This is a genomic window from Methylibium sp. T29-B, assembly GCF_000576225.1.
In the GTDB taxonomy this organism is placed as follows: Bacteria; Pseudomonadota; Gammaproteobacteria; order Burkholderiales; family Burkholderiaceae_C; genus Methylibium; species Methylibium petroleiphilum.
Window position 1 is genome coordinate 1 of sequence record NZ_AZSN01000076.1, and the last position, 18,534, is coordinate 18,534.

16 protein-coding genes and 1 pseudogene are annotated in these 18,534 nt (G+C 70.7%); 10 read left to right on the forward strand and 7 right to left on the reverse strand.

Going from position 1 to position 18,534, the window contains the following annotated elements; translation table 11 throughout:
- Nucleotides 1–424: pseudogene (locus tag Y694_RS24865) on the reverse strand (AAA family ATPase); the annotation flags it as partial.
- Nucleotides 425–596: 172 nt separating this feature from the next.
- On the opposite strand from Y694_RS24865, the gene Y694_RS12955 reads away from it, so the two are divergent.
- From Y694_RS12955 to Y694_RS12965, 3 genes are all read left to right on the forward strand, one after another.
- Nucleotides 597–1,277 (forward strand): hemerythrin domain-containing protein, encoded by a 681-nt coding sequence (locus tag Y694_RS12955; protein WP_036233090.1) that lies wholly within the window; start codon nucleotides 597–599, stop codon nucleotides 1,275–1,277.
- Between the two features lie 257 nt (nucleotides 1,278–1,534).
- Nucleotides 1,535–2,821, forward strand: coding sequence for an amidohydrolase family protein (locus Y694_RS12960; protein ID WP_231497673.1), 1,287 nt, complete (start codon nucleotides 1,535–1,537; stop codon nucleotides 2,819–2,821).
- Between the two features lie 89 nt (nucleotides 2,822–2,910).
- The gene (locus tag Y694_RS12965; RefSeq protein WP_036233094.1) at nucleotides 2,911–3,750 is read left to right on the forward strand and encodes a hypothetical protein; all 840 of its coding nucleotides are present in this window, start codon (nucleotides 2,911–2,913) and stop codon (nucleotides 3,748–3,750) included.
- A gap of 296 nt (nucleotides 3,751–4,046) precedes the next feature.
- Here Y694_RS12965 and Y694_RS12970 read toward each other — a convergent pair whose 3' ends face one another.
- The 3 genes from Y694_RS12970 to Y694_RS23490 form a co-directional block, all read right to left on the reverse strand.
- Complete coding sequence (locus tag Y694_RS12970) at nucleotides 4,047–4,541, reverse strand: hypothetical protein (protein ID WP_011829327.1); 495 nt, start codon at nucleotides 4,539–4,541, stop codon at nucleotides 4,047–4,049.
- A complete protein-coding gene (locus Y694_RS12975; protein ID WP_011829328.1) occupies nucleotides 4,538–5,272 on the reverse strand; it encodes a DJ-1/PfpI family protein in 735 nt (244 codons plus the stop codon). Before Y694_RS12975 ends, Y694_RS12970 begins: the two co-directional genes overlap by 4 nt.
- Nucleotides 5,273–5,359: 87 nt before the next feature.
- Nucleotides 5,360–7,729 (reverse strand): FAD-dependent oxidoreductase, encoded by a 2,370-nt coding sequence (locus Y694_RS23490; protein ID WP_231497674.1) that lies wholly within the window; start codon nucleotides 7,727–7,729, stop codon nucleotides 5,360–5,362.
- Between Y694_RS23490 and Y694_RS12985 the strand changes: the two genes are divergently transcribed.
- The 4 genes from Y694_RS12985 to Y694_RS13000 all read left to right on the forward strand — a co-directional run bounded on the left by Y694_RS12985 (nucleotide 7,646) and on the right by Y694_RS13000 (nucleotide 12,528).
- Entirely contained in the window at nucleotides 7,646–10,516 is a 2,871-nt protein-coding gene (locus Y694_RS12985; RefSeq protein WP_197028788.1) for an AAA family ATPase, read from the forward strand. The two genes, Y694_RS23490 and Y694_RS12985, sit on opposite strands and share 84 nt — an antisense overlap.
- A gap of 102 nt (nucleotides 10,517–10,618) precedes the next feature.
- Nucleotides 10,619–10,846, forward strand: a complete 228-nt coding sequence (locus Y694_RS12990; protein WP_036233098.1) for a hypothetical protein — start codon at nucleotides 10,619–10,621, stop codon at nucleotides 10,844–10,846.
- Nucleotides 10,843–11,337 carry an ASCH domain-containing protein gene (locus Y694_RS12995; RefSeq protein WP_085984393.1) on the forward strand — a complete coding sequence of 165 codons (495 nt, stop codon included), beginning with the start codon at nucleotides 10,843–10,845 and terminating at the stop codon, nucleotides 11,335–11,337. The genes Y694_RS12990 and Y694_RS12995 overlap by 4 nt, the downstream gene beginning before the upstream one ends.
- Before the next feature lie 276 nt (nucleotides 11,338–11,613).
- Nucleotides 11,614–12,528: a class III extradiol ring-cleavage dioxygenase gene (locus tag Y694_RS13000; protein ID WP_310732243.1), complete on the forward strand. Its 915-nt coding sequence runs from the start codon at nucleotides 11,614–11,616 to the stop codon at nucleotides 12,526–12,528.
- On the opposite strand, the gene Y694_RS13005 is transcribed toward Y694_RS13000, so the two are convergent.
- The 3 genes from Y694_RS13005 to Y694_RS13015 are packed head-to-tail and all read right to left on the reverse strand — an operon-like array spanning nucleotide 12,482 to nucleotide 14,732.
- Complete coding sequence (locus tag Y694_RS13005) at nucleotides 12,482–13,798, reverse strand: cytochrome c (RefSeq protein WP_051495758.1); 1,317 nt, start codon at nucleotides 13,796–13,798, stop codon at nucleotides 12,482–12,484. The genes Y694_RS13000 and Y694_RS13005 overlap by 47 nt on opposite strands.
- Nucleotides 13,799–13,808: 10 nt before the next feature.
- On the reverse strand, nucleotides 13,809–14,531 hold the full coding sequence (locus tag Y694_RS13010; protein ID WP_036233116.1) for a c-type cytochrome: 723 nt from the start codon (nucleotides 14,529–14,531) through the stop codon (nucleotides 13,809–13,811).
- Nucleotides 14,532–14,543: 12 nt separating this feature from the next.
- Nucleotides 14,544–14,732, reverse strand: a complete 189-nt coding sequence (locus Y694_RS13015; protein WP_036233100.1) for a DUF2970 domain-containing protein — start codon at nucleotides 14,730–14,732, stop codon at nucleotides 14,544–14,546.
- Nucleotides 14,733–14,885: 153 nt separating this feature from the next.
- On the opposite strand from Y694_RS13015, the gene Y694_RS13020 reads away from it, so the two are divergent.
- From Y694_RS13020 to Y694_RS13030, 3 genes are all read left to right on the forward strand, one after another.
- Nucleotides 14,886–16,316, forward strand: coding sequence for a PLP-dependent aminotransferase family protein (locus tag Y694_RS13020; protein WP_036233101.1), 1,431 nt, complete (start codon nucleotides 14,886–14,888; stop codon nucleotides 16,314–16,316).
- 76 nt (nucleotides 16,317–16,392) lie between these two features.
- Nucleotides 16,393–16,755: a hypothetical protein gene (locus Y694_RS13025; RefSeq protein ID WP_051495760.1), complete on the forward strand. Its 363-nt coding sequence runs from the start codon at nucleotides 16,393–16,395 to the stop codon at nucleotides 16,753–16,755.
- Nucleotides 16,756–16,924: 169 nt separating this feature from the next.
- Nucleotides 16,925–18,534, forward strand: a 1,610-nt coding sequence (locus Y694_RS13030; protein ID WP_051495761.1) for a methyl-accepting chemotaxis protein, incomplete at its 3' end; no start/stop codon positions are given.

The window sequence follows — 18,534 nt, forward strand, 5'->3', positions numbered from 1 at the left end:
GGCCCAGCGCGGTGCGCGCGGCGGGGCTGGCGTCCTGCAACTGGGCCAGCACCGTGGCGGGCGGCACGGCCCACGGCAGATCGAGCGGCGCGAGCGCGCCGAACAGCGCCGCGAACAGGCGGTTGGCGTCGTTGTCCTCGGCATCGAGCGAGACCCACACCACCTGCGCGCCGGACGCGGCCGTCGCCAGCGCCGCGGCCAGCTGCACCAGCAGCGTGGTCTTGCCGAAGCCGGCCGGCGCCTGCACCAGCACCAGCCGGGCGTCGGCCGCCTGCTCCAGCACCGGCGCCAGCAGCGTCGGGCGCGGCACCAGGTCGCGCCGTGCGCGCGGGATGCGGTGCTTGCTGGAATGGGGGGCAGCGGAGGCGTTGCGGGTGTTGTCCATGGACAGCAGCGACAGCGGCGGCGGCAGCGGCCACCGCAACAGCGCGGAGGGCTGCCCGATTCTAGGAAGCCGGCACGCCGCCGCGGCGCGAAGAGCCATCCGCGTGCGGCGATGGCGCCATGGCTCTCCGGAGCGATGCCGGCGCGGCGGTGGCTCGCAACACTGGCGGCTCCTTCCTTTCCATATTCCTTTGTTCTGACGGACCCCCATCATGCGCACCACCCCACCCCGTTTCGACATCTACGCACCCATCCACAAGGCGCTGCGCCTGTTCATGACCGACACGCTGCAGCGCCTGGGCCGGCTGGACCTGGACGACCCGCAGGACCTGGCGGCCGGCCTGGGCCAGCTGGACACGCTGCTGGACGCCGCGAGCAGCCACCTGCAGCACGAGAACGATTGCATCCACCCGGCCCTCGAGGCGCAGCAAGCCGGCGCCAGCCAGCGCATCGCCGGCGAACACCGCGAGCACCTGGACACCATCGCCACGCTGCGCGCGCACGCCGCCGCGCTGCGTGCCGCGCCCGAGGCCGCGGCGGCACACCGGCTGTACCGCCAGCTGGCCGCCTTCGTGGCCGAGAACTTCGAGCACATGGACATGGAGGAGACCCGCCACAACCAGGCGCTGTGGGCCGGCTACAGCGATGCCGAACTGCAGGCGATCGAGCACCGCATCCTGGCCGGCATCGGCCCCCAGGAGATGAGCCTGTGGCTGCGCTGGCTGATCCTGGCGCTCAACCCTGCGGAGCGCGCGCAGCTGATCGCCGGCCTGCCGCCCGCGGCCCGCGAGCCGGTGCTGGACTCGGCGCGCGCGCTGCTGGACGATGGGGCATGGGGCAAGCTCTGCAGGGCGCTGGGGCGGAAGGTGGCGCCGGGCCTGGTGGAGGCTTGAGGGAACAGCAACACCGCGAACCCATGCGCAGGGATCGAGCAGCGAGTCATTGCTGCAGGGCGACGCGATCTTCGAGTAACCTGAGCGGATGGTTCGTCCTTGAAGCCGTTCGAACGCGACAAGGCCTGCGACTGGCAGCGGACAGGGAGAGCAGTTTGATGGCGCACTTTCGACCCCTCGTCATCGCGCTCGCTGCAGCGCCTCTGCTCGCAGTGATGCCTGCCACGGCGCATTCTCCTCAGGCGCCTGCCGCGCCGGTGGCGGCAGACGCCAAGGCGGCCCCTGCCGAGGTCCTCTTCCGCAATGTTCGGGTCTTCGACGGCAAGACGGCCCGGTTGACGGCCCCGTCCAATGTGCTGGTCAAGGGCAACAGCATCGCGGCGATCGGCGAAGCTGCTGCGTCCTCCACCGCCACCGTGATCGACGGGGGAGGCCGCACGCTGATGCCCGGCCTGATCGATGCGCACTGGCACTCCATGATGGCGGCGATCCCGCTGAAGGACGGGTTGTCGGCACACCCGGGGTTCATCAACATCGTGGCGGCGGGAGCGGCCAAAGACACGCTGATGCGCGGCTTCACCAGCGTGCGTGATCTCGCAGGGCCTGCCTGGGGCTTGAAGCGCGCCATCGACGAGGGCGTGACGCCGGGCCCGCGCATCTGGCCTTCGGGCGCGATGATCTCGCAGACCAGCGGCCATGCGGACTATCGCGCGTTCAGCGACCTGCCGCGCTCTCCATCGTCGCCACCGCATTCAACCGAGGTGATGGGTGCGGCGCGGATCGCCGACGGACCGGACGAGGTGCGTCGCGCCGTGCGCGAGCAGTTGATGATGGGCGCCAGCCAGATCAAGCTGGCGGCCGGCGGCGGGGTGTCCTCCAATTTCGATCCCCTGGATGTGGCGCAATACGGCGAGGAAGAGTTCCGTGCCGCCGTGGAATCGGCGGAGAACTGGGGCACCTACGTCGGCGTGCATGCATACACGCCGCGTGCGATCCAAGCGGCGATCAAGGCCGGTGTCCGCGTCATCGACCATGGCCAGCTGATGGACGATGCCTCCGCCAAGCTCATGGCAGAGAAGGGCGTGTGGTTGTCCATGCAGCCCTTCCTCGACGACGAGGACGCGAACCCTTTCCCGGAAGGTTCGGCGAACCGGGAGAAGCAGCTGGAGATGACCCGCGGGACCGACTCGGCCTATGCGCTGGCCAAGAAGTACCGGCTGAAGACGGCCTGGGGCACCGACACGCTGTTCGACGCCAAGCTGGCGGCGCGGCAGGGTGCGCAACTGGCGAAGATGGTGCGTTGGTACACGCCGGGCGAGGTGCTGGTGATGGCGACGGGCACCAACGCCGAACTGCTGGCGCTGTCGGGCAAGCGCGCCCCCTACAAGGGCCGCCTCGGCGTGGTGGAAGTGGGTGCGCTCGCCGACCTGCTGCTCGTCGATGGCGATCCGATGGCCGACATCAATCTCCTTGCCGATCCGGAACGGCGACTGCTGGTCATCATGAAAGACGGCAAGCTGTACAAGAACCGCCTGACCCACTGAACAAGGGGCTTGGCGGCGGGCTCCAGCACCTGCCACCGCTTCGCCGATGGTTTCCGGTGCAGCCCCGAGCACACATCCGAGGAGTCAGCGTGACCGGTCAGGCGCCGCAGGGCTGGAAAAGGGCCTTCTCCATCGAAGTGCGTCACGCCGGCTTCGATGAGGCGGGGGCCTCCGTGCCCGTCGCGTGGCAACTGGTGGAGCCGCCTCCGGCACGGCTTTCAGCGTTGGGGCTGATCTGCCGCGCTGAGCACCAGGGACTGTCTGTCTTCGGGTCCGAGGGTTCGGGCGGCGACACCACGGTCGACCTGCTGTTTCAACTCACCGCGACGGACCCCGCGTTCTTCGCGTACACCGACATCGACCGCGCGGACGGGGACTCCACGCTGTGGTTCGACAGCACCACGGCTCCTACCCCAGACGGCGGCAGCGGCAGCACTCGCAGGCTGCATGAGGGCGCGACCGTCTCCGCGGCCGACCGGGCCGCACGGGACGCGCTGCCCCTGCAGCGCTCGATCACGCAGCACGTCCCGAGTTCGCTCCTCGGCTACGTGCGCATCCGGTGGTCGTCGGCCGACTCGCCAGGGACGGCCTGGTTCATCGCCTTCGATGCCCGCGCGGTCGTCTGGAGGTATTCGGTGCATGGCGCTGCGGGCCGCGCCCTCTTCATCCGCGACGCGGAGGGCCAGGTCGATTTCGAGCCGGCCACCGCCACGCTGGCGCCGGGCCCCACCGACACCGTGATCCTGCGCTCCACGGCGGCGATTCCGTTGACGCAACATGCGCTGCGCCACTTCCAGCTCATGGAGGTGACTCCTCACGGTGAGCGGTTGCTGATCCATCGTCTGCCCGCCCCATCGCCGAGCGCCTTGGTCAAGGAAACGGTGAATGGCCGTGTGCTCACGGTGGCCGAGATCGATGTCGATCTCTGAGGGCGAGCGTGCGATTGCCGGGCAGCGATGTGGATGAAGGCTTGGAGACCTCGGGACAGGCAGAAATCTGATCGACGGGCGCTGCGGACGAGGACAGCCTTCCCGCGAACCACAGTCGATTGGCCGCGCGACTACAGACTCACCGCGACTTCAGCCCGAAGGGCCGCTTCCTGGTGCGGCCGCGAATTGGCACTCGCGGCCAGTTCCTGCCGCTCGTGTCCGACTGCTTTGGCTGAATCTGGCCCACAGTGCAATGGACGACGACGCCGCCGAGGCGCGCGGGCGTCCCGCGCTTGTCATCGGTGGCTGTTCGCTGGGCCCGTCGCTTCAATGGCAACGTGGTCGACGCCTTTCCGCGAGAACCGCGATGCCGCGCGCCGATAGTCGGCCGTCATTTGCGGCGTCATCAACTCGAGCATCACCGTGTTCTCGATCCAGAACTCGATGACGTGGTTCGTGCCGCGCGACAGCTGGACGGCGCGCCAGCCCTCGCGACTCGCCAGCGCAAAGATCCCGGTCGCGTCGAGCGCCACCGACACTGCGGCATGGGTCGCGACGTAGGGTGACGCGTCGGAGACATGACGAAAGTTCGCCTGACCCTGGCCCGCATCGGGGAACATCTCGGTGCCGACGGGATACACCTCGATGGCGGTGCCGTGCTCGTCGCCCGCCCAGGCGATGAACGAATCACGGTAGGGACCGAAGCCGGTGAGCGTGCCGCCGAACATCTCGGTCAGCACCGAGGCCACGTGCCTCGGGTCGCGGGCGGGCAAAGACAGGTGGTGAATCATTGGGCCCCCAGCGGATCGGCGACGGCCTGCGGCGCCGGCAGAAAGACCGGCTCCCACGCATCCTGCAACCGGCTGGCGACGGCCGGGTCGTCGTTCATCACCGGGCCGAGCAGCGCGAACAGCGACTCACCGTGCAGCGGCAGCGCGTCCCATCCCGCGGCAAGTGCGCGGCCGGCCTCGTCGCCGAAGAGATGCCAGACCAGCGCCATCGTGCTCGGGTGGACCGTGCCCGCACCGCCCGAGGAGAAGATCCGGTTCTCCGCGTCGATCTTCCACGCCCTGCGCGGCTGGACGACGCGGGTGCCTTCGGCCGGCAGCCTGCGCGACAGGGTGGCCGGCGAGGTGACTTCCAGCCCCTGCAGGACGCCGGCGCGGTGCAGCACCGCCATGCCGGCGCAGTTGCCGGCGATCCAGCGGCCCTCGGCGCGATGGGCGCGCAGGAAGTCCAGCAGCATTGGGTTCAGTGACTGCGCGCCGGCGCCGATGCCGCCCGGAATGTAGACCAGGTCGAACCGTTCGTCGGACTCGATCTTCCGGTCGATGTGGACGCGGGTGCCCATCTGCGTGGCGACGCTGCTGCCGCCCTGGAAGCTGCCGAGCACGACGTCGAGCTTTTCGCCACGGTTGGCCATGGTCCATGCCTGGGCCTTGAACAATTCCCACGGAATCAGCAGATCCTGTTCTCCCGCGTTGGGGAATGCCAGGACCAGGATGGAGCGGATCGTCTTCATGATGTTGGGCCTTGTGACCAGAGGATGAATAGGCGCGTGCGCTTGGTCGCGGCGCTCGGCCCGAGATCGGAGCAACGAAGGAGCTGTTCAGTCGCGCGCCGTCGGCTTGGTGCCAGCGGCGGGCTGCAGCAGTTCGCTGAAATCAGCCGCCGCCTTGCGCAAGGCCAGTTGGGCCGGCGCAAGCCGGCTGAAGCGCACCTTCATGTCGGACAAGGGAGTGAAATAGCCCAGCGAAAGTGCCGCCAGTTGCTGGCCGGTGTCGGGTGCAAGGGCCTCGATCTCGACGGCCGCGCCACCGCGGTCGAGTGGTGCAAACAGCAGCAGCGCGGAAACGGCATTGAGGGACGGCGAAACCGTCTCGACGCGCGTGATGGCTGCGCGCAGCACCGCCGGGTGTCCCGTCTGTGCGCGCGGCAGCGTGTGGACACGTTCGAGCAGTGCGCCGCGCAGGTGGCCGAGCAGGGCGCGACGCTCTTCTTCGGTGATGTCGGTCCCCGTGTCGGCGCGCCACTCGATGGCGTCGATGGTCACTCGCGCAGGTCGATGACCATGACTGAACGACTGCTCGCGGAGCCACGGTCGGCATCGGGCGTGAGCGCGGCGTAGCTGCTCAGGAAGTCCGCGCGCGGCGGGACCATCACCGTGCTGCAGGCGCTGGCGGCGGCCACGCAGGCGACCGCGATGGCGTAGCGGACGGCCGTCACGACGCACCCCCGCATTCGAGCTTGCCCATCGATCGGGTAACACAGCGGGCATTGCGCCGCGTTTCGGAGGCGGGCCTGCTTCACCGTCGATGAGCAAGCCGATCTCGCCGCGCGTGAGGCCGATGTCCTTGAGCTGGTCATCGTCGAGCTGCCACAGGATCCTCGCGTCGTCGCGGTTCTGCCGCGCTCGCGCACGGCGTTCCATGAAGCGTTGCAAGGCACCCGTGATCGATTTCCACAAAGCCGACCCGGACCGGGCCACGGCGCCGTGACGACCCCCAGCTGACAGTTCGCTCGGCCGATAGACCAGCCCAGACAACTGCCACGCCAGCCGGCGCCGCACCGCGGACGGCCTCGACACTGTTGACAGCAGCAGGTTGCGCAGTCGGCGCAGGCCGGGGCGGGCGGCGGCCATGCGTGTCAGCCGATCGGTGAATGCGACGATCTGCACGGCCACCGGACGACGTTGCGCGCTGTAGGCGTCCAGCGCGCCCATGTTGCCCGCGAGTGCGGCGACGAGCGCATCGGCCAGCGTCACGGCATCCAGGATGCCGGCATTCATGCCCTGCCCGCCAGCGGGGCTGTGCACGTGCGCAGCGTCACCGGCGAGCAGCACGCGGCCGGCGCAGTAGGTATCGGCGATGCGATGGTGAACACGGAAGCGCGAGCTCCACAGCACTTCGTGGACGACCGCTGGCTCACGCTCGGGGCCGCGGGTGTCCAGCAACGCCTGCAAGAATGCCGCGTCGGCCTTGTCGGGCGCCTCGGCGACCGTGGCGACGATGCGGTGCACGCCGTCGGCCAGTGGAGCGACGACCACCATGCCGGCTGCCGAGAAATAGAGGATCACTTCGTCGCTGGGCACCGCACCACTCAAGCGCACATCGGCCAGAACGAAGGTTTCGCCGTAGCTGCCTCCCGTGAACGGGATGCCCGCCTGTTCACGCACGGCGCTGTGCATCCCGTCGGCACCCACGATGAAGCGCGCCGTCACCCAGCTGCCATCGTCCAGCAGCGCTGTTGCCTTCGCGTCGTCCTGCTTCAGGCCGATCAGCGTGCGCGGGCGCAACACCTGCCCGCCCAGGCCGAGCAGGCGCTCCAGCAGGATGCCTTCGGTGGTCGCCTGCGAGATCATCAGCGTATAGGGATATGCCGTCGGCAGGTCCTCGAACCCGATCGGCACCAGCACGCGGTCGCGATCGCGAATCGTGAAGCGCTTCGCCGGGATGCCGCGTGACACGAGCGTGTCCGTCACGCCCAGCGGTTCGAGCACTTCCAGCGTGCGGGCGTGGACAACCGCGGCGCGCGACGTGTTGGCACCGGCCGCCTGGCGATCGACGAGCAGGGTGCGCACCCCGCGGGTGGCCAGCGCAGTCGCGAGCGTGAGGCCGGTGGGGCCGGCACCGACGATCAGCACGTCGGTGTCGATGCCGGAAGCGGCGGAATTGACGGACGGAGATGCTTGCATGGTGCGGTCCTTCGGTCGGGTGGTGCGTTTGATCGCGGTGACCGAGAGGCTAGGGATAGCGGCCCGGCAAGTCGTGCCGGAGCGGTGTCGAAACGGTGTCGATCCCGTACAGTCCCACCACGCCGATCCCTTCGCGCCATGAACGAATCCCAGCCTCTGCTGATCCGTTTCGGCGACTTCGAACTCGACGAGGCGAACGCCATGCTCAAGCGCCACGAGCAGGCGCTGGATCTGCCGCCGCGGGCGTTCTCGGTGCTGTGCGAGCTGGTGCGGCGCCCCGGGCAACTGGTGACGAAGGACATGCTGCTCGACGCCGTCTGGGGGCATCACCACGTCAGCGAATCGGTGCTGAAGTCGGCCGTGCGGACGTTGCGGGCCGCTTTCGACGACGACGCGAGAGCGCCGAGATTCATCGAGACCGCCTCGCGGCGCGGCTACCGGTTCATCGCGGTGCCCGGCCCCGAGCGGCGTCCCACTTCGGTCGCTCGCTCGAACGACGGTTCGGCCGTGCCGGTCGTGGAAGCGCCGGCAGTCTCCGGGACCTCGGGCGGCACCCGGTTGGTCGGGCGCGGCGCGGCGCTGGATCGGCTGCATGCGGCGTGGGATCGCGCCCGGGCGGGGCAGCACCAGTTGTGCTGGCTGGCCGGCGAGGCCGGGGTCGGCAAGACGACCCTGGTCGACGACTTTGCGGCCTCGCTCGGCCCGGTCGCGTTCGCGCAGGGGCAATGTGTCGAGCAACACGGCCCAAGCGAGCCGTACCTGCCGGTGCTCGAGGCCCTGGCCACGCTGTGTCGCGCCGATCCCGCGCTGGCCACTTTGCTGCGCAGCGTCGCACCGACCTGGCTGCTGCAGCTGCCGTGGCTGTGCAGCGAGGCCGAGCGCGACAGCCTGCGCCGTGAACTGGCCGGCACGAGCCAGGCCCGCATGCTGCGGGAGTTCGGCGAACTGCTGGACCGCTGTACCCAGGACCGGCCGCTGCTGCTGGTCACCGAGGACCTGCACTGGAGTGATCAGGCCACCGTGACCCTGCTCAACCATGTGGCACGCCGGCGCGGCAAGGCCTGCTGGATGTGGCTGGCCACCTTCCGTGCGGCCGAGGTGATCGCCGAAGACCATCCGTTGAAGGCCGTGCGGCACGAACTGCGGCTGCACCGGCTGGTGGACGAAATCCTGCTCGATCCGTTCTCGGAGCGTGAACTGGCCGCCTATGTGTCGCGGCGGCTCGGTGGTATCGCCGGGTCCGAGTCCTTCGTGCAGGCGCTGCACCGCCACACCGACGGATTGCCCCTGTTCGTGGCGAACGTCGTCGACGAACTGCTGACCCAGGGCGCGCTGCATGCCGGCGCCGTGGTGCGTGACGCCCCGCTTGCCTTCGAGACGCTGTCGGTACCGGAGAGCCTGGCGGGCATCATGGAGCGGCAGATCCTTCGCCTTCCGGCCGACCAGATCGCGCTGCTGGAGGCTGCCAGCGCGTGCGGCGTCGAATTCAGTCCGACGGTGGTGGCGCAGGTGCTTGCGCGGAATGTCGACGAGGTGGCACGGCAATGCGACCTGCTGGCCGGACGACAGCAATGGCTGGTGCCGGCCATCGAGGAGCACGCCGCAGCCGACGCGGCGGCGCCCCGCTACGCCTTCCGTCATGCGCTGGTTCGTCATGTGTTCCACGACCGCATGGGCGCGCTGGCACGGGCTCAGCTGCACCGCCGTGTCGCGCTGGTGCTGGCCGGTGCTGCGGCATCCGGGGCCGTCGTCTCGGCCGCCGAGCTAGCGACGCAGTTCGAACTGGGGCAGGACCCTGACGCGGCGCTGCCCCACGTCGCAGCGGCTGCGGCCGCCGCGTTGCAGCAGTTCGCGCCGGCCGACGCCTTGCGCCTCGCCGACCGCGGGCTGGCGATCGCCCGTCGCCGCCGATCCGGCGCGTCGGGGCAGGACGTGCTGGCCACGCTGCACACCTTGCGCGGCGCGGCAGCAGCGCAGCTGGTGGGGGTCAGCGCGGACGAGACGCTGCAGTCGTTCGAGCAGGCGCAGGCGGCCCTGGGTGGCTTGCCGACACATCCGCTGCGCAGCATGGCGCTGCACGGGCTGGGGCTGGGGCTGTTCCTGCGCGGCGCACTCGCCCCGGCGCGCGAGCTGGCGCAGCGCAGCCTCGCGCAGGCGCTGCAACGCGACGACGCTGTGCTGGTGGTGACGGCCTGCGACCTGCTCGGGCAGATGCTCAAGCTCGAAGGCCCGCCGCTCGAAGCGATCGCCGTGCTTGAGCAGGGCATCCAGGCGGCAGCGGGGCTCGACGAGCAGACGCTGCAGACGGCCTTCGTGCTCGACCCGCTCGTCAACATGCAGGCCGCGCTGGCGATCCCGTTGCTGCTGGCCGGCTTCGACCAGCGTGCAAAGGTCCAGTCCGAGCTGGCGCTGGCACGTGCCCGGGCCCTGAAGCAGCCCATGGCACGCATGATTTCGACCTGGCTGGCGGCGCTGTGCGAACTGCGCCGCGACGACCGAGTCCAGGTTGCTGCCCTCGCGGCGCAGTTGAGCGCGATCACCGACGAGGGTGCGTTGGCGCATGGCGAAGGCCCCAGCCAGTGGTTCCGCGGCCTGGTGCAGGCCTGGTCGGACGCGCCTGCGGAGGGCTACGCACAGATAGCCCGCGCTTACAGACGCTACGCGCAGGTCGGCATGTCGTACGGCTCGTCGGAGGTGCTGGGCTATGCCACCGAGGCGTTGATCCTCGCGCGGGACGGCGCTCGCGCGCTGCAGCAGGCTGAAGAGGCACTCGACATGGCGGCGCGCCTGGAGGACCACTCCTACCGGGTCCGGCTGCTGCTGCTGAAGCGGCACGCTCTGCTGGCTCAAGGCGCGGAGCGAGACGCCGCCGCCGCCGCCCGGGAGGCCCTGGCCGAAGCTCGCCGCCAGCGATCCCCGTGGCTCGAAATGACCGTCCTGGTCGAACTCTGCGACGGTCCGCACGCGGACACCGGGGACGTCGAGGCATTGCGCAAGGTGGTCACCGGCATGCCGGCGGGCAGCACTGCACCGTTGATGAACCGCGCCCGCGCCTTGCTGGGCGACCGCTGAGCGGGGTATCGCCCGCGCACTCGACACCGAATCGACACCGATTCGGCACGACTGCCCGGCGCAGGGCGCTTACGCTGGCCCATCTCGATCGAACGCACCGCCATGACACTGAACGCCGTCCCCTCCCATCCCGGCAGCCTGTGCTACGTGCTCAAGCTGCACCGCGATTCGCGTCCCGCGCAAGGCCTGATCGCGGGCCTGATCGAACATGTCGCCACGGGCGAATCGGTCCCGTTCGACGATGCCGCGCAACTCGTCGCGGCGCTGCTGGCGCATGCGGCCACGGACGCGGCGCAATCCTGTCACCAAACCCGAGGGGAGCCGTCGTGATCCCGCCGTCGATGCGCACGATCTGGGAAGCGTATGGCGCTGCCATCGGGAGGGACCGCTCGTCCGACTTCTACGAGCCGTTCCACTTCCACGACAACAATCAGGGCGCCCTGGAACTCGCGACGCTGGTGCTGCAAGGCACCAAGCGCGGCAGTGCCAGCCTGGTCTGGACCTACGAGCACGACAACAAGCGGCCGCCGTGGCCCGGCAGCCTCAGCATCATGACCGACTGGCTCGGCACCCCGCTGGGCATCATCGAAACACGCACGATCGAAGCTGTCCCGTTCGACGACGTCACGGCGGAATTCGCGGCAAGCGAGGGGGAGGGGGATCTGTCGCTTCGATACTGGCGGCAGGGCCACTGGGACTACTTCACGCGAGAATGCAGGCGCATCGGCCGCCGGCCCGACCCCAGGATGCTCGTATTCTGCGAGCGCTTCGACCTGGTGTTTGCCATGAACCCCGGCGTCCCTCACGCCCCGGCCTCCTGAGCGTCCGCTCATCGGCAGGACGCAGGGCCGCTCCTACAACTGCTTTGGGTCGGAAGCGCCACTCCGCGTTGAACCCATCCGGTCGTTCATCGAACTGCTGGCCTCTCCGCGCGCCGAGCGCGCGACCCCAACCGTGAAGCAGTCGTACGTACGGGTTGACCAAGACCGAACGGCCGGTAGCCGCCGCCGCGGTCGTTCGCCCTCCTCACCCCCACCGAACGCTGCATGCAAACCCGCTGAACGCCACCCCGCCGCGGCGGTGATGCAATGGCAGGCATGAGCACCACCACACCTGCCACTCCCCTGCCCGCCCTGTTCGTCTCGCACGGCTCGCCGATGCTGGCGCTGGAGCCGGGCAGCACCGGCCCGTTCTTCCAGCGCCTGGGCCGGGCGATCGACACGCGCTTCGGCCGGCCCAAGGCCATCGTCGTGGTGTCCCCGCACACCGCCGCGCGCCTGCCGCTGGTGCTGGGCAGCGCCCATCACCACGCGGTGCACGACTTCGGCGGCTTCCCGCCCGCGCTGTACGAACTGCAGTACGGCCCGCCCGGCGCACCCGCGCTCGCTGCGCGCGTGGCCGATCTGCTGGCCGCGCAGGGCATCGCCGTGCAGCCCAGCGACGAGGCCGGGCTCGACCACGGCATCTGGTCGGTGCTGCGCTTCGCGTGGCCCGAGGCCGACGTGCCGGTGCTGCCGGTGGCGCTGGCGCCGCATCAGCCGCCCGCGGCGCAGTGGGCGCTGGGCGAGGCGCTGGCGCCGCTGCTGGCCGAGGGCGTGCTGGTGCTGGGCAGCGGCAGCCTCACGCACAACCTGCAGCTGGTGTTCGGCCGGCGCCGGGTCGACGCGCTGGGCGCCGAGGACGGCGAAGAGATGCTCGAGAGCCGCGCCTTCCGCGACTGGGTGGCCGCCCGCAGCGCCGCGGGCGACCGCGAGGCGCTGCTGGCCTACCGCAGCCAGGCGCCGCACGCGGCGCTGATGCATCCGACCGACGAGCACTGGCTGCCGTTCTACATCGCCGCCGGTGCCGGCGGGCTGGCGGCGCCCGGGCTGCGGCTGCACGACGCGGTGACCTACGGCTGCCTGGCGATGGATGCCTATGCCTTCGGGGCGGGCGCGCGGCCGCTGGCGGAGGCGTTGGCGGGTCTCACCGCAGCGCCCCCGGCCGCAGCCTCAGCACTTCCAGCGGCGTGACCGGCGCCGCGTCGTTGCCCCAGGCGCCGCGCACGTAGCTCAGCACTGCGGCGGTGTCGGCCTCGTCCAGCACGTGGGCGAACGGCGGCATGCCGAAGGGGCGCGGGTTGCCGGCGGTCGCCGGCAGGTAGCCGCCGCCCTGCACGATGCGGATCAGGTTGGCGGCCGAGTCCATGCTCACCGCGCGGTTGCCGGCCAGCGGCGGGTAGAGGCCGGCAGCGCCCTCGCCGGCCGGGCCGTGGCATTGCGCGCAGTGCTGCTCGTAGAGCTTTCCACCGCGCGAGTCGGGTGACCCTGCCGCGGCCCCGTCGGCTTGCGCCGCGCGCGAACGGCGCGCGCCGTGCTGCGGCAGCGACTGCAGGTAGACCGCCATCGCGTTCAGGTCGGCGTCGTTCAGGTGCTGGGTGCTGCGGGCCACCACCTCGGCCATCGGCCCCATCGCCGAGCCGCGGGCCGAGCGGCCTGTCTTCAGCAGGTCCACCACCTCCTGCGTCGACCACTCGGCCACGCCGGCTTCGTCGGCCGACCGCAGCGAGGGCGCGTACCAGTTCTGCACCGGGATCAGCCCGCCGCCGAGCGGCAGCCCCAGATCGCTGGCGCCCAGCGCATTGCGCTGGGTGTGGCAGGCGCTGCAGTGGCCAAGGCCGCGCACCAGGTAGGCGCCGCGGTTCCAGTCGGCCGGGCGGTCGGCCTCGGGCTCGAAGCGCGTCGGCTCGAAGTACAGCGCACGCCACACGGCCAGCGCGGCCTGGGTGTCGTACGGGAAGCGCAGCGCGTGCGCCGGTCGCGCCTGCGCCACCGGCGGCAGGCTGCGCAGGTAGGCGAACAGCGCGTCGCTGTCCTCGCGGGTGACGAGGGTGTAGTCGGTGTACGGAAAGGCCGGGTAGAGCAGGCGGCCGTCCATCGAGCGGCCGTGGTGCATGGCGCGCCAGAAGTGCGCCGCGCTCCAGCGGCCCAGGCCGGTGGCGGGGTCGGGCGTGAGGTTGGACGAGAACACGGTGCCGAACGGCGTTTCGATCGCCAGGCCGCCGGCGTAGGCGGCCCCGCCGCGTGCGGTGTGGCAGCCGGCGCAGTTGCCGGCGCGCGCCAGGTAGGCACCGCGCTCCACCTGCTGCGGCGTCGCCACGAACGGCGCCGCGTCATCGGCCGGGATCGGTGACTCGCCACGCACGTTGAGCGCCCACACCGCAGCCCCCAGCGCGGCGGCGATCAGCACGAGGCCGAGCGCCGCCCACAGTGCGAGCCTCGGACGTCGCCGCGTCGTCGTCATGCCGCGGCCCTCATGGCGTCACGCCGCCGCAGGGCAACGGCAGCTTCGCAGGGAGCGCGGCGGCGGGCTTGCCGCCGGCCGGCACCGGTTGCGACGACAGCCAGGCCGACAGCGCCGCGATGTCCTCCGGCGCCAGCTGGCGGGCGATGTCGGCCATGCAGTCGGGCGCGAGCGCGTGGCGCTGGCCCGAGCGCCACTGGCCGAGCTGGCTGTTCAGGTAGTCGCGCGGCAGGCCCAGCAGGCCGGGGATGGCCGGCTGCACGCCGAGCATCGCCTCGCCGTGGCATTGCACGCAGGCTGGCAGCTTGCGCGCCGTATCGCCCTCGCGCACCAGCACGCGGCCGCGCTCCAGCAGCGCGGCCGGCGCGTCGCGCGTCTGCGGCGGCGGGTAGGGCAGGTCGAGCACGGCGAAGTACTCGGCCATCTCGCGCAGGTAGTCGTCGGACAGGGTCTCGACCAGCGCGCTCATCAGCGGGTAGTGGCGTCGCCCGTCGCGGAACGCGAGCAACTGGTGGTGCAGGTAGCCGGCGGGCTTGCCGGCGATGCGCGGGAAGTAGCCGAAATTGGTGGCCTGGCCTTCCTTGCCGTGGCAGGTGGTGCAGGCCAGGACGCGTTGCGCCAGCGTGTCCTCGGGCGGCCAGTGCGGGGCCGGCGTGCCCTGTGCCATCGCAGCCGATGCGAACCCCAGGCCCGCCAGCAGCGCGGCGAGCGCGTGGCGCCAGCGGCCGTTCACGGTCAGCCTCATTCAGCTCAGCGAGCGCACCGCCAGCCCGGCCAGCGACACCAGGCCCACGACGAACAGCGCGGCCAGGCCCACCGCCACCAGCAGCAGCGGCACCGGCCGCGCGCGCTGCAGGTCGATGGCGTGGTCGGCGCGCTTGCGCACCCCGAAGAAGCTCCACAGCACGATCTGGACATATCGCAGCGAATTCATGGTCGGACTCCGGCAGACATGACGGCACTGTGCGCCAGACACCGCGGGTTTTGAAGACTCAGATCGAAGCAAAAAAACCAGATCAGTTTGCCGGCTCTCCTGAAATTCCTTGCTTTCTGATCAGTACAGTCGGGCCACAGCCCTCCGCGCCCGATGAAACGCTACGAACGCTATGCCGAAGAGATCGCGCGGCTGATCGCCGACCGCGCGCTGCAGCCCGGCGACCGCCTGCCCTCGGTGCGCCAGGCCAGCGCGCACCGCGGCATCAGTCCGTCCACGGTGTTCCAGGCCTACTACCTGCTGGAGTCGCGCGGACTCGCCGAGGCACGGCCGCGTTCGGGCTACTACGTGGCGGCGCGCGCGATCTCGGCGCCGGCCGAGCCGCGGTTGTCGCGGCCACGGCGGCGCTCCAGCGGTGTGGAGGTCAGCGAGCTGGTGTTCGAGGTGCTGGGCTCGGTGAAGGACCGCGACGTGGTGCCGCTGGGTTCGGCCTTCCCGAGCCCGCAGCTGTTTCCCATGGCGCAGCTCGCGCGCGGGCTGACGGCCGGGCTGAAGCGCCTGGACCCCTGGCGCACGGTGGAAGACCTCACGCCCGGCAGCGCCCGGCTGCGCGAACAGATCGCGCTGCGCTACCGGCTCGACGGGCTGGAGGTGAGCGCCGACGAGATCGTCATCACCAACGGCGCGCTGGAGGCGCTGAACCTCAGCCTGCAGGCGCTCACGCGGCCGGGCGACACGGTGATCGTCGAGTCGCCCACTTTCTACGCCGCGCTGCAGGCGCTGGAGCAGCAGCACCTGAAGGCGCTGGAGGTGGCGACCCACCCTCGCACCGGCATCGACCTCGCGGCGCTGGCCCAGGCGCTGGACCGACACACCGTCAAGGCCTGCTGGCTGATGCCCAATTTCCAGAACCCGCTGGGCAGCCTGATGCCCGACGCGAACAAGCAGGCGCTGGTGGAGCTGCTGGCCGCGCGCGGCGTGCCGCTGATCGAGGACGACGTCTACGGCGAGCTGCACCACGGCACGCGCCGCCCGCCGCCCGCCAAGGCCTGGGACCGTGCCGGCGGCGTGCTGCACTGCGCGTCGTTCTCCAAGAGCCTGGCGCCGGGCTACCGCGTCGGTTGGGTGGCCGCAGGCCGCCACGCGCAGGCGATCGAGCGTCGCAAGCTGATGACCACGCTGTCGGCGGCGGTGCCGTCGCAGCTGGCGCTGTCGGAATTCCTCGACCGCGGCGGCTACGACCGCCATCTGCGCCGGCTGCGCCAGGCGCTGGCGCGCCAGCAGACGCTGGCCCTGCGCACCATCGCCCGCCATTTCCCCGCCGGCACGCGCGTGGCGCGACCCGAGGGCGGCTACTTCCTGTGGGTCGAGCTGCCGGCGAGCGTGGACGCGCTGGCGCTGCACCGGCTGGCGCTGGCGCAGCGCATCAGCCTCGCGCCGGGCCAGCTGTTCTCGACCGACCGGCGATTCCGCCACCACGTGCGCCTGAACCACGGTCACCCGGACGACCCGCGCTTCGAAGCCGCCTTGCAGACGGTGGGCCGGCTGGCCGGCGAACTGGCCGCCGCGGGCCGCGCCGCCTGAAGCGCACGCACTGCGCCGGAACCCCGGCCCATCGGGCCACTCGAAGCAGCTCCCCCCACTCCCCCGCCCCCGCACCATGCAGCTCGCCCTCTGGATCTTCACCGCCTTCGGCATCGCCCTGTGGTCGCTGTGCGCGTGGGGGCTGCACACGCTGCTGACCCTCGACCCGGCCTGGCTGAACGACGTGAACACGGCGGTCGCGCACCTGCCCTGGGGCGACTGGCTCGCCACCTGGCTGCCGGGCTGGCAAGACCTGCTGCGCCTGGGCATCGGCCTGACGCAGGCCGCGCTGGCCTGGGTGGGCAGCGCCGCGCCGTGGATCGTGTGGACGGTGTGGGGGCTGGGCTGCGCGGCCCTGCTGGGCATCGCCGGCCTGCTGAGCCTGCTGCTGAAGCTGGCGCTGCCGAAGCCGGCACCGGCGCCCGCCGGCACCGCCTGAGCGGCGCGGACGACGCGAACAGGCCGGGTTTCGCCGGCCTTATCGACGGAGTCGAGGGGCCGGGTCGCCGGCACCATCGCAGGGTCGTGGAACAGAGTCGGGCTGCGCCTGCCCGGTCCACGAGCGCCTATCCGGCACACCCTGCCATCGACATCATCGATCACACGACATGAAACTGAGCGACATGAAGATCTCGACCCGGCTGATGCTGGGCTTTGCGGCGATGGCCGTGCTGATGAGCCTGCTGGGCGCACTGGCCATCATCAAGGTGACGGCCATCCAGGGCGAGTTCGCCAACGTGATGGACGACCGCTACCCGAAGATCCAGACCGCCGGTGACATCCGCACGGTGAACAACGAGGTCTCGCTGGCGATCCGCAACCTGTTCGTCGTGAGCGAGCCGGCCGACGTCCAGGCCCAGTTCGACGTGATCGCCAACAGCAGCAAGCGCACCAACGCGAACCTCGATACCCTCAAGCGCAGCATCAACAGCGCGCAGGGCAAGGCGGCACTCGACAAGCTGATGGCCGCGCGCGCCGACTACCGCGGCCCGCGCGACAAGGTGCTGGAGCTGCTGCGCGCCGGCCAGATGGACGAGGCCAGGCTGGTGCTGGTGCGCGAGGTGACCCCCAGGCAGGTGGCCTACATGGCCAGCGTCGACGAATTGATCCAGATCCAGGAGAACCTGATGACGGCCTCGGCCGACGAGGTGAACGCGGCCGTCTCCAGCACCCTCTCCAGCGTCGCCGCGATGCTGGCCGCCGCCTTCGTGGTCGCCGGGTTGCTGGCGCTGTGGATCATCCGCAGCACGACCCGGCCGCTGGCCGAGGCAGCGGCGATCGCGCGTGCCGTCGCCGGCGGCGACCTGGCGATGGAGTTCGCCGCCAACGGCAAGAACGAGACCGGCCTGCTGCTGGCCGCGCTGCACGACATGAAGACCCGCCTCGCGGCGATCGTGAGCGAGGTGCGCCGCAACGCCGAAGGCGTGGCCACCGCCTCGGCGCAAATCGCCCAGGGCAACAACGACCTCTCCAGCCGCACCGAGGAACAGGCCAGCGCGCTGGAAGAGACTGCGGCCTCGATGGAAGAGCTGTCGAGCACCGTGAAGCAGAACGCCGACAACGCGCAGCAGGGCAACCAGCTCGCGCTGGGCGCGTCGACCGTGGCGGTCAAGGGCGGCGACGTGGTCGGCCAGGTGGTCGACACCATGAAGGGCATCAACGACAGCTCGAAGAAGATCGCCGACATCATCGGCGTGATCGACAGCATCGCGTTCCAGACCAACATCCTGGCGCTGAACGCCGCGGTGGAAGCGGCGCGCGCCGGCGAGCAGGGCCGCGGTTTCGCGGTGGTGGCCAGCGAGGTGCGCAACCTGGCGCAGCGCAGCGCCGATGCCGCCAAGGAGATCAAGGGCCTGATCAACGCCAGCGTGCAGCGCGTGGAACAAGGCAGCGCGCTGGTCGACCAGGCCGGCGTGACGATGAGCGAGGTGGTCTCGTCGATCCGCCGCGTGACCGACATCATGGGCGAGATCAGCTCGGCCAGCCGGGAACAGAGCGCCGGCGTGGCGCAGGTGGGCGAGGCCGTCACGCAGATGGACCAGGCCACGCAGCAGAACGCCGCGCTGGTGGAAGAAAGCGCCGCCGCCGCCGAGAGCCTGAAGGCCCAGGCCCAGCAGCTGGTGCAGGCCGTGGCGGTGTTCAAGCTGGCGCACGACGCCGCCGCGTCGACCGCGGCGCAGGGCTCGTCGAGCCGCGCGCCGCTCGCGCTGCCGGCTCC

Coding starts and splice junctions, on each gene's coding strand:
- Y694_RS12955 (WP_036233090.1), top strand. CDS start 597: ATGCGCACCACCCCACCCCGTTTCGACATCTACGCACCCATCCACAAG.
- Y694_RS12970 (WP_011829327.1), bottom strand. CDS start 4,541: ATGATTCACCACCTGTCTTTGCCCGCCCGCGACCCGAGGCACGTGGCC.
- Y694_RS12975 (WP_011829328.1), bottom strand. CDS start 5,272: ATGAAGACGATCCGCTCCATCCTGGTCCTGGCATTCCCCAACGCGGGA.
- Y694_RS12985 (WP_197028788.1), top strand. CDS start 7,646: ATGCTCAAGCGCCACGAGCAGGCGCTGGATCTGCCGCCGCGGGCGTTC.
- Y694_RS12990 (WP_036233098.1), top strand. CDS start 10,619: ATGACACTGAACGCCGTCCCCTCCCATCCCGGCAGCCTGTGCTACGTG.
- Y694_RS13000 (WP_310732243.1), top strand. CDS start 11,614: ATGAGCACCACCACACCTGCCACTCCCCTGCCCGCCCTGTTCGTCTCG.
- Y694_RS13005 (WP_051495758.1), bottom strand. CDS start 13,798: ATGACGACGACGCGGCGACGTCCGAGGCTCGCACTGTGGGCGGCGCTC.
- Y694_RS13015 (WP_036233100.1), bottom strand. CDS start 14,732: ATGAATTCGCTGCGATATGTCCAGATCGTGCTGTGGAGCTTCTTCGGG.
- Y694_RS13020 (WP_036233101.1), top strand. CDS start 14,886: ATGAAACGCTACGAACGCTATGCCGAAGAGATCGCGCGGCTGATCGCC.
- Y694_RS13025 (WP_051495760.1), top strand. CDS start 16,393: ATGCAGCTCGCCCTCTGGATCTTCACCGCCTTCGGCATCGCCCTGTGG.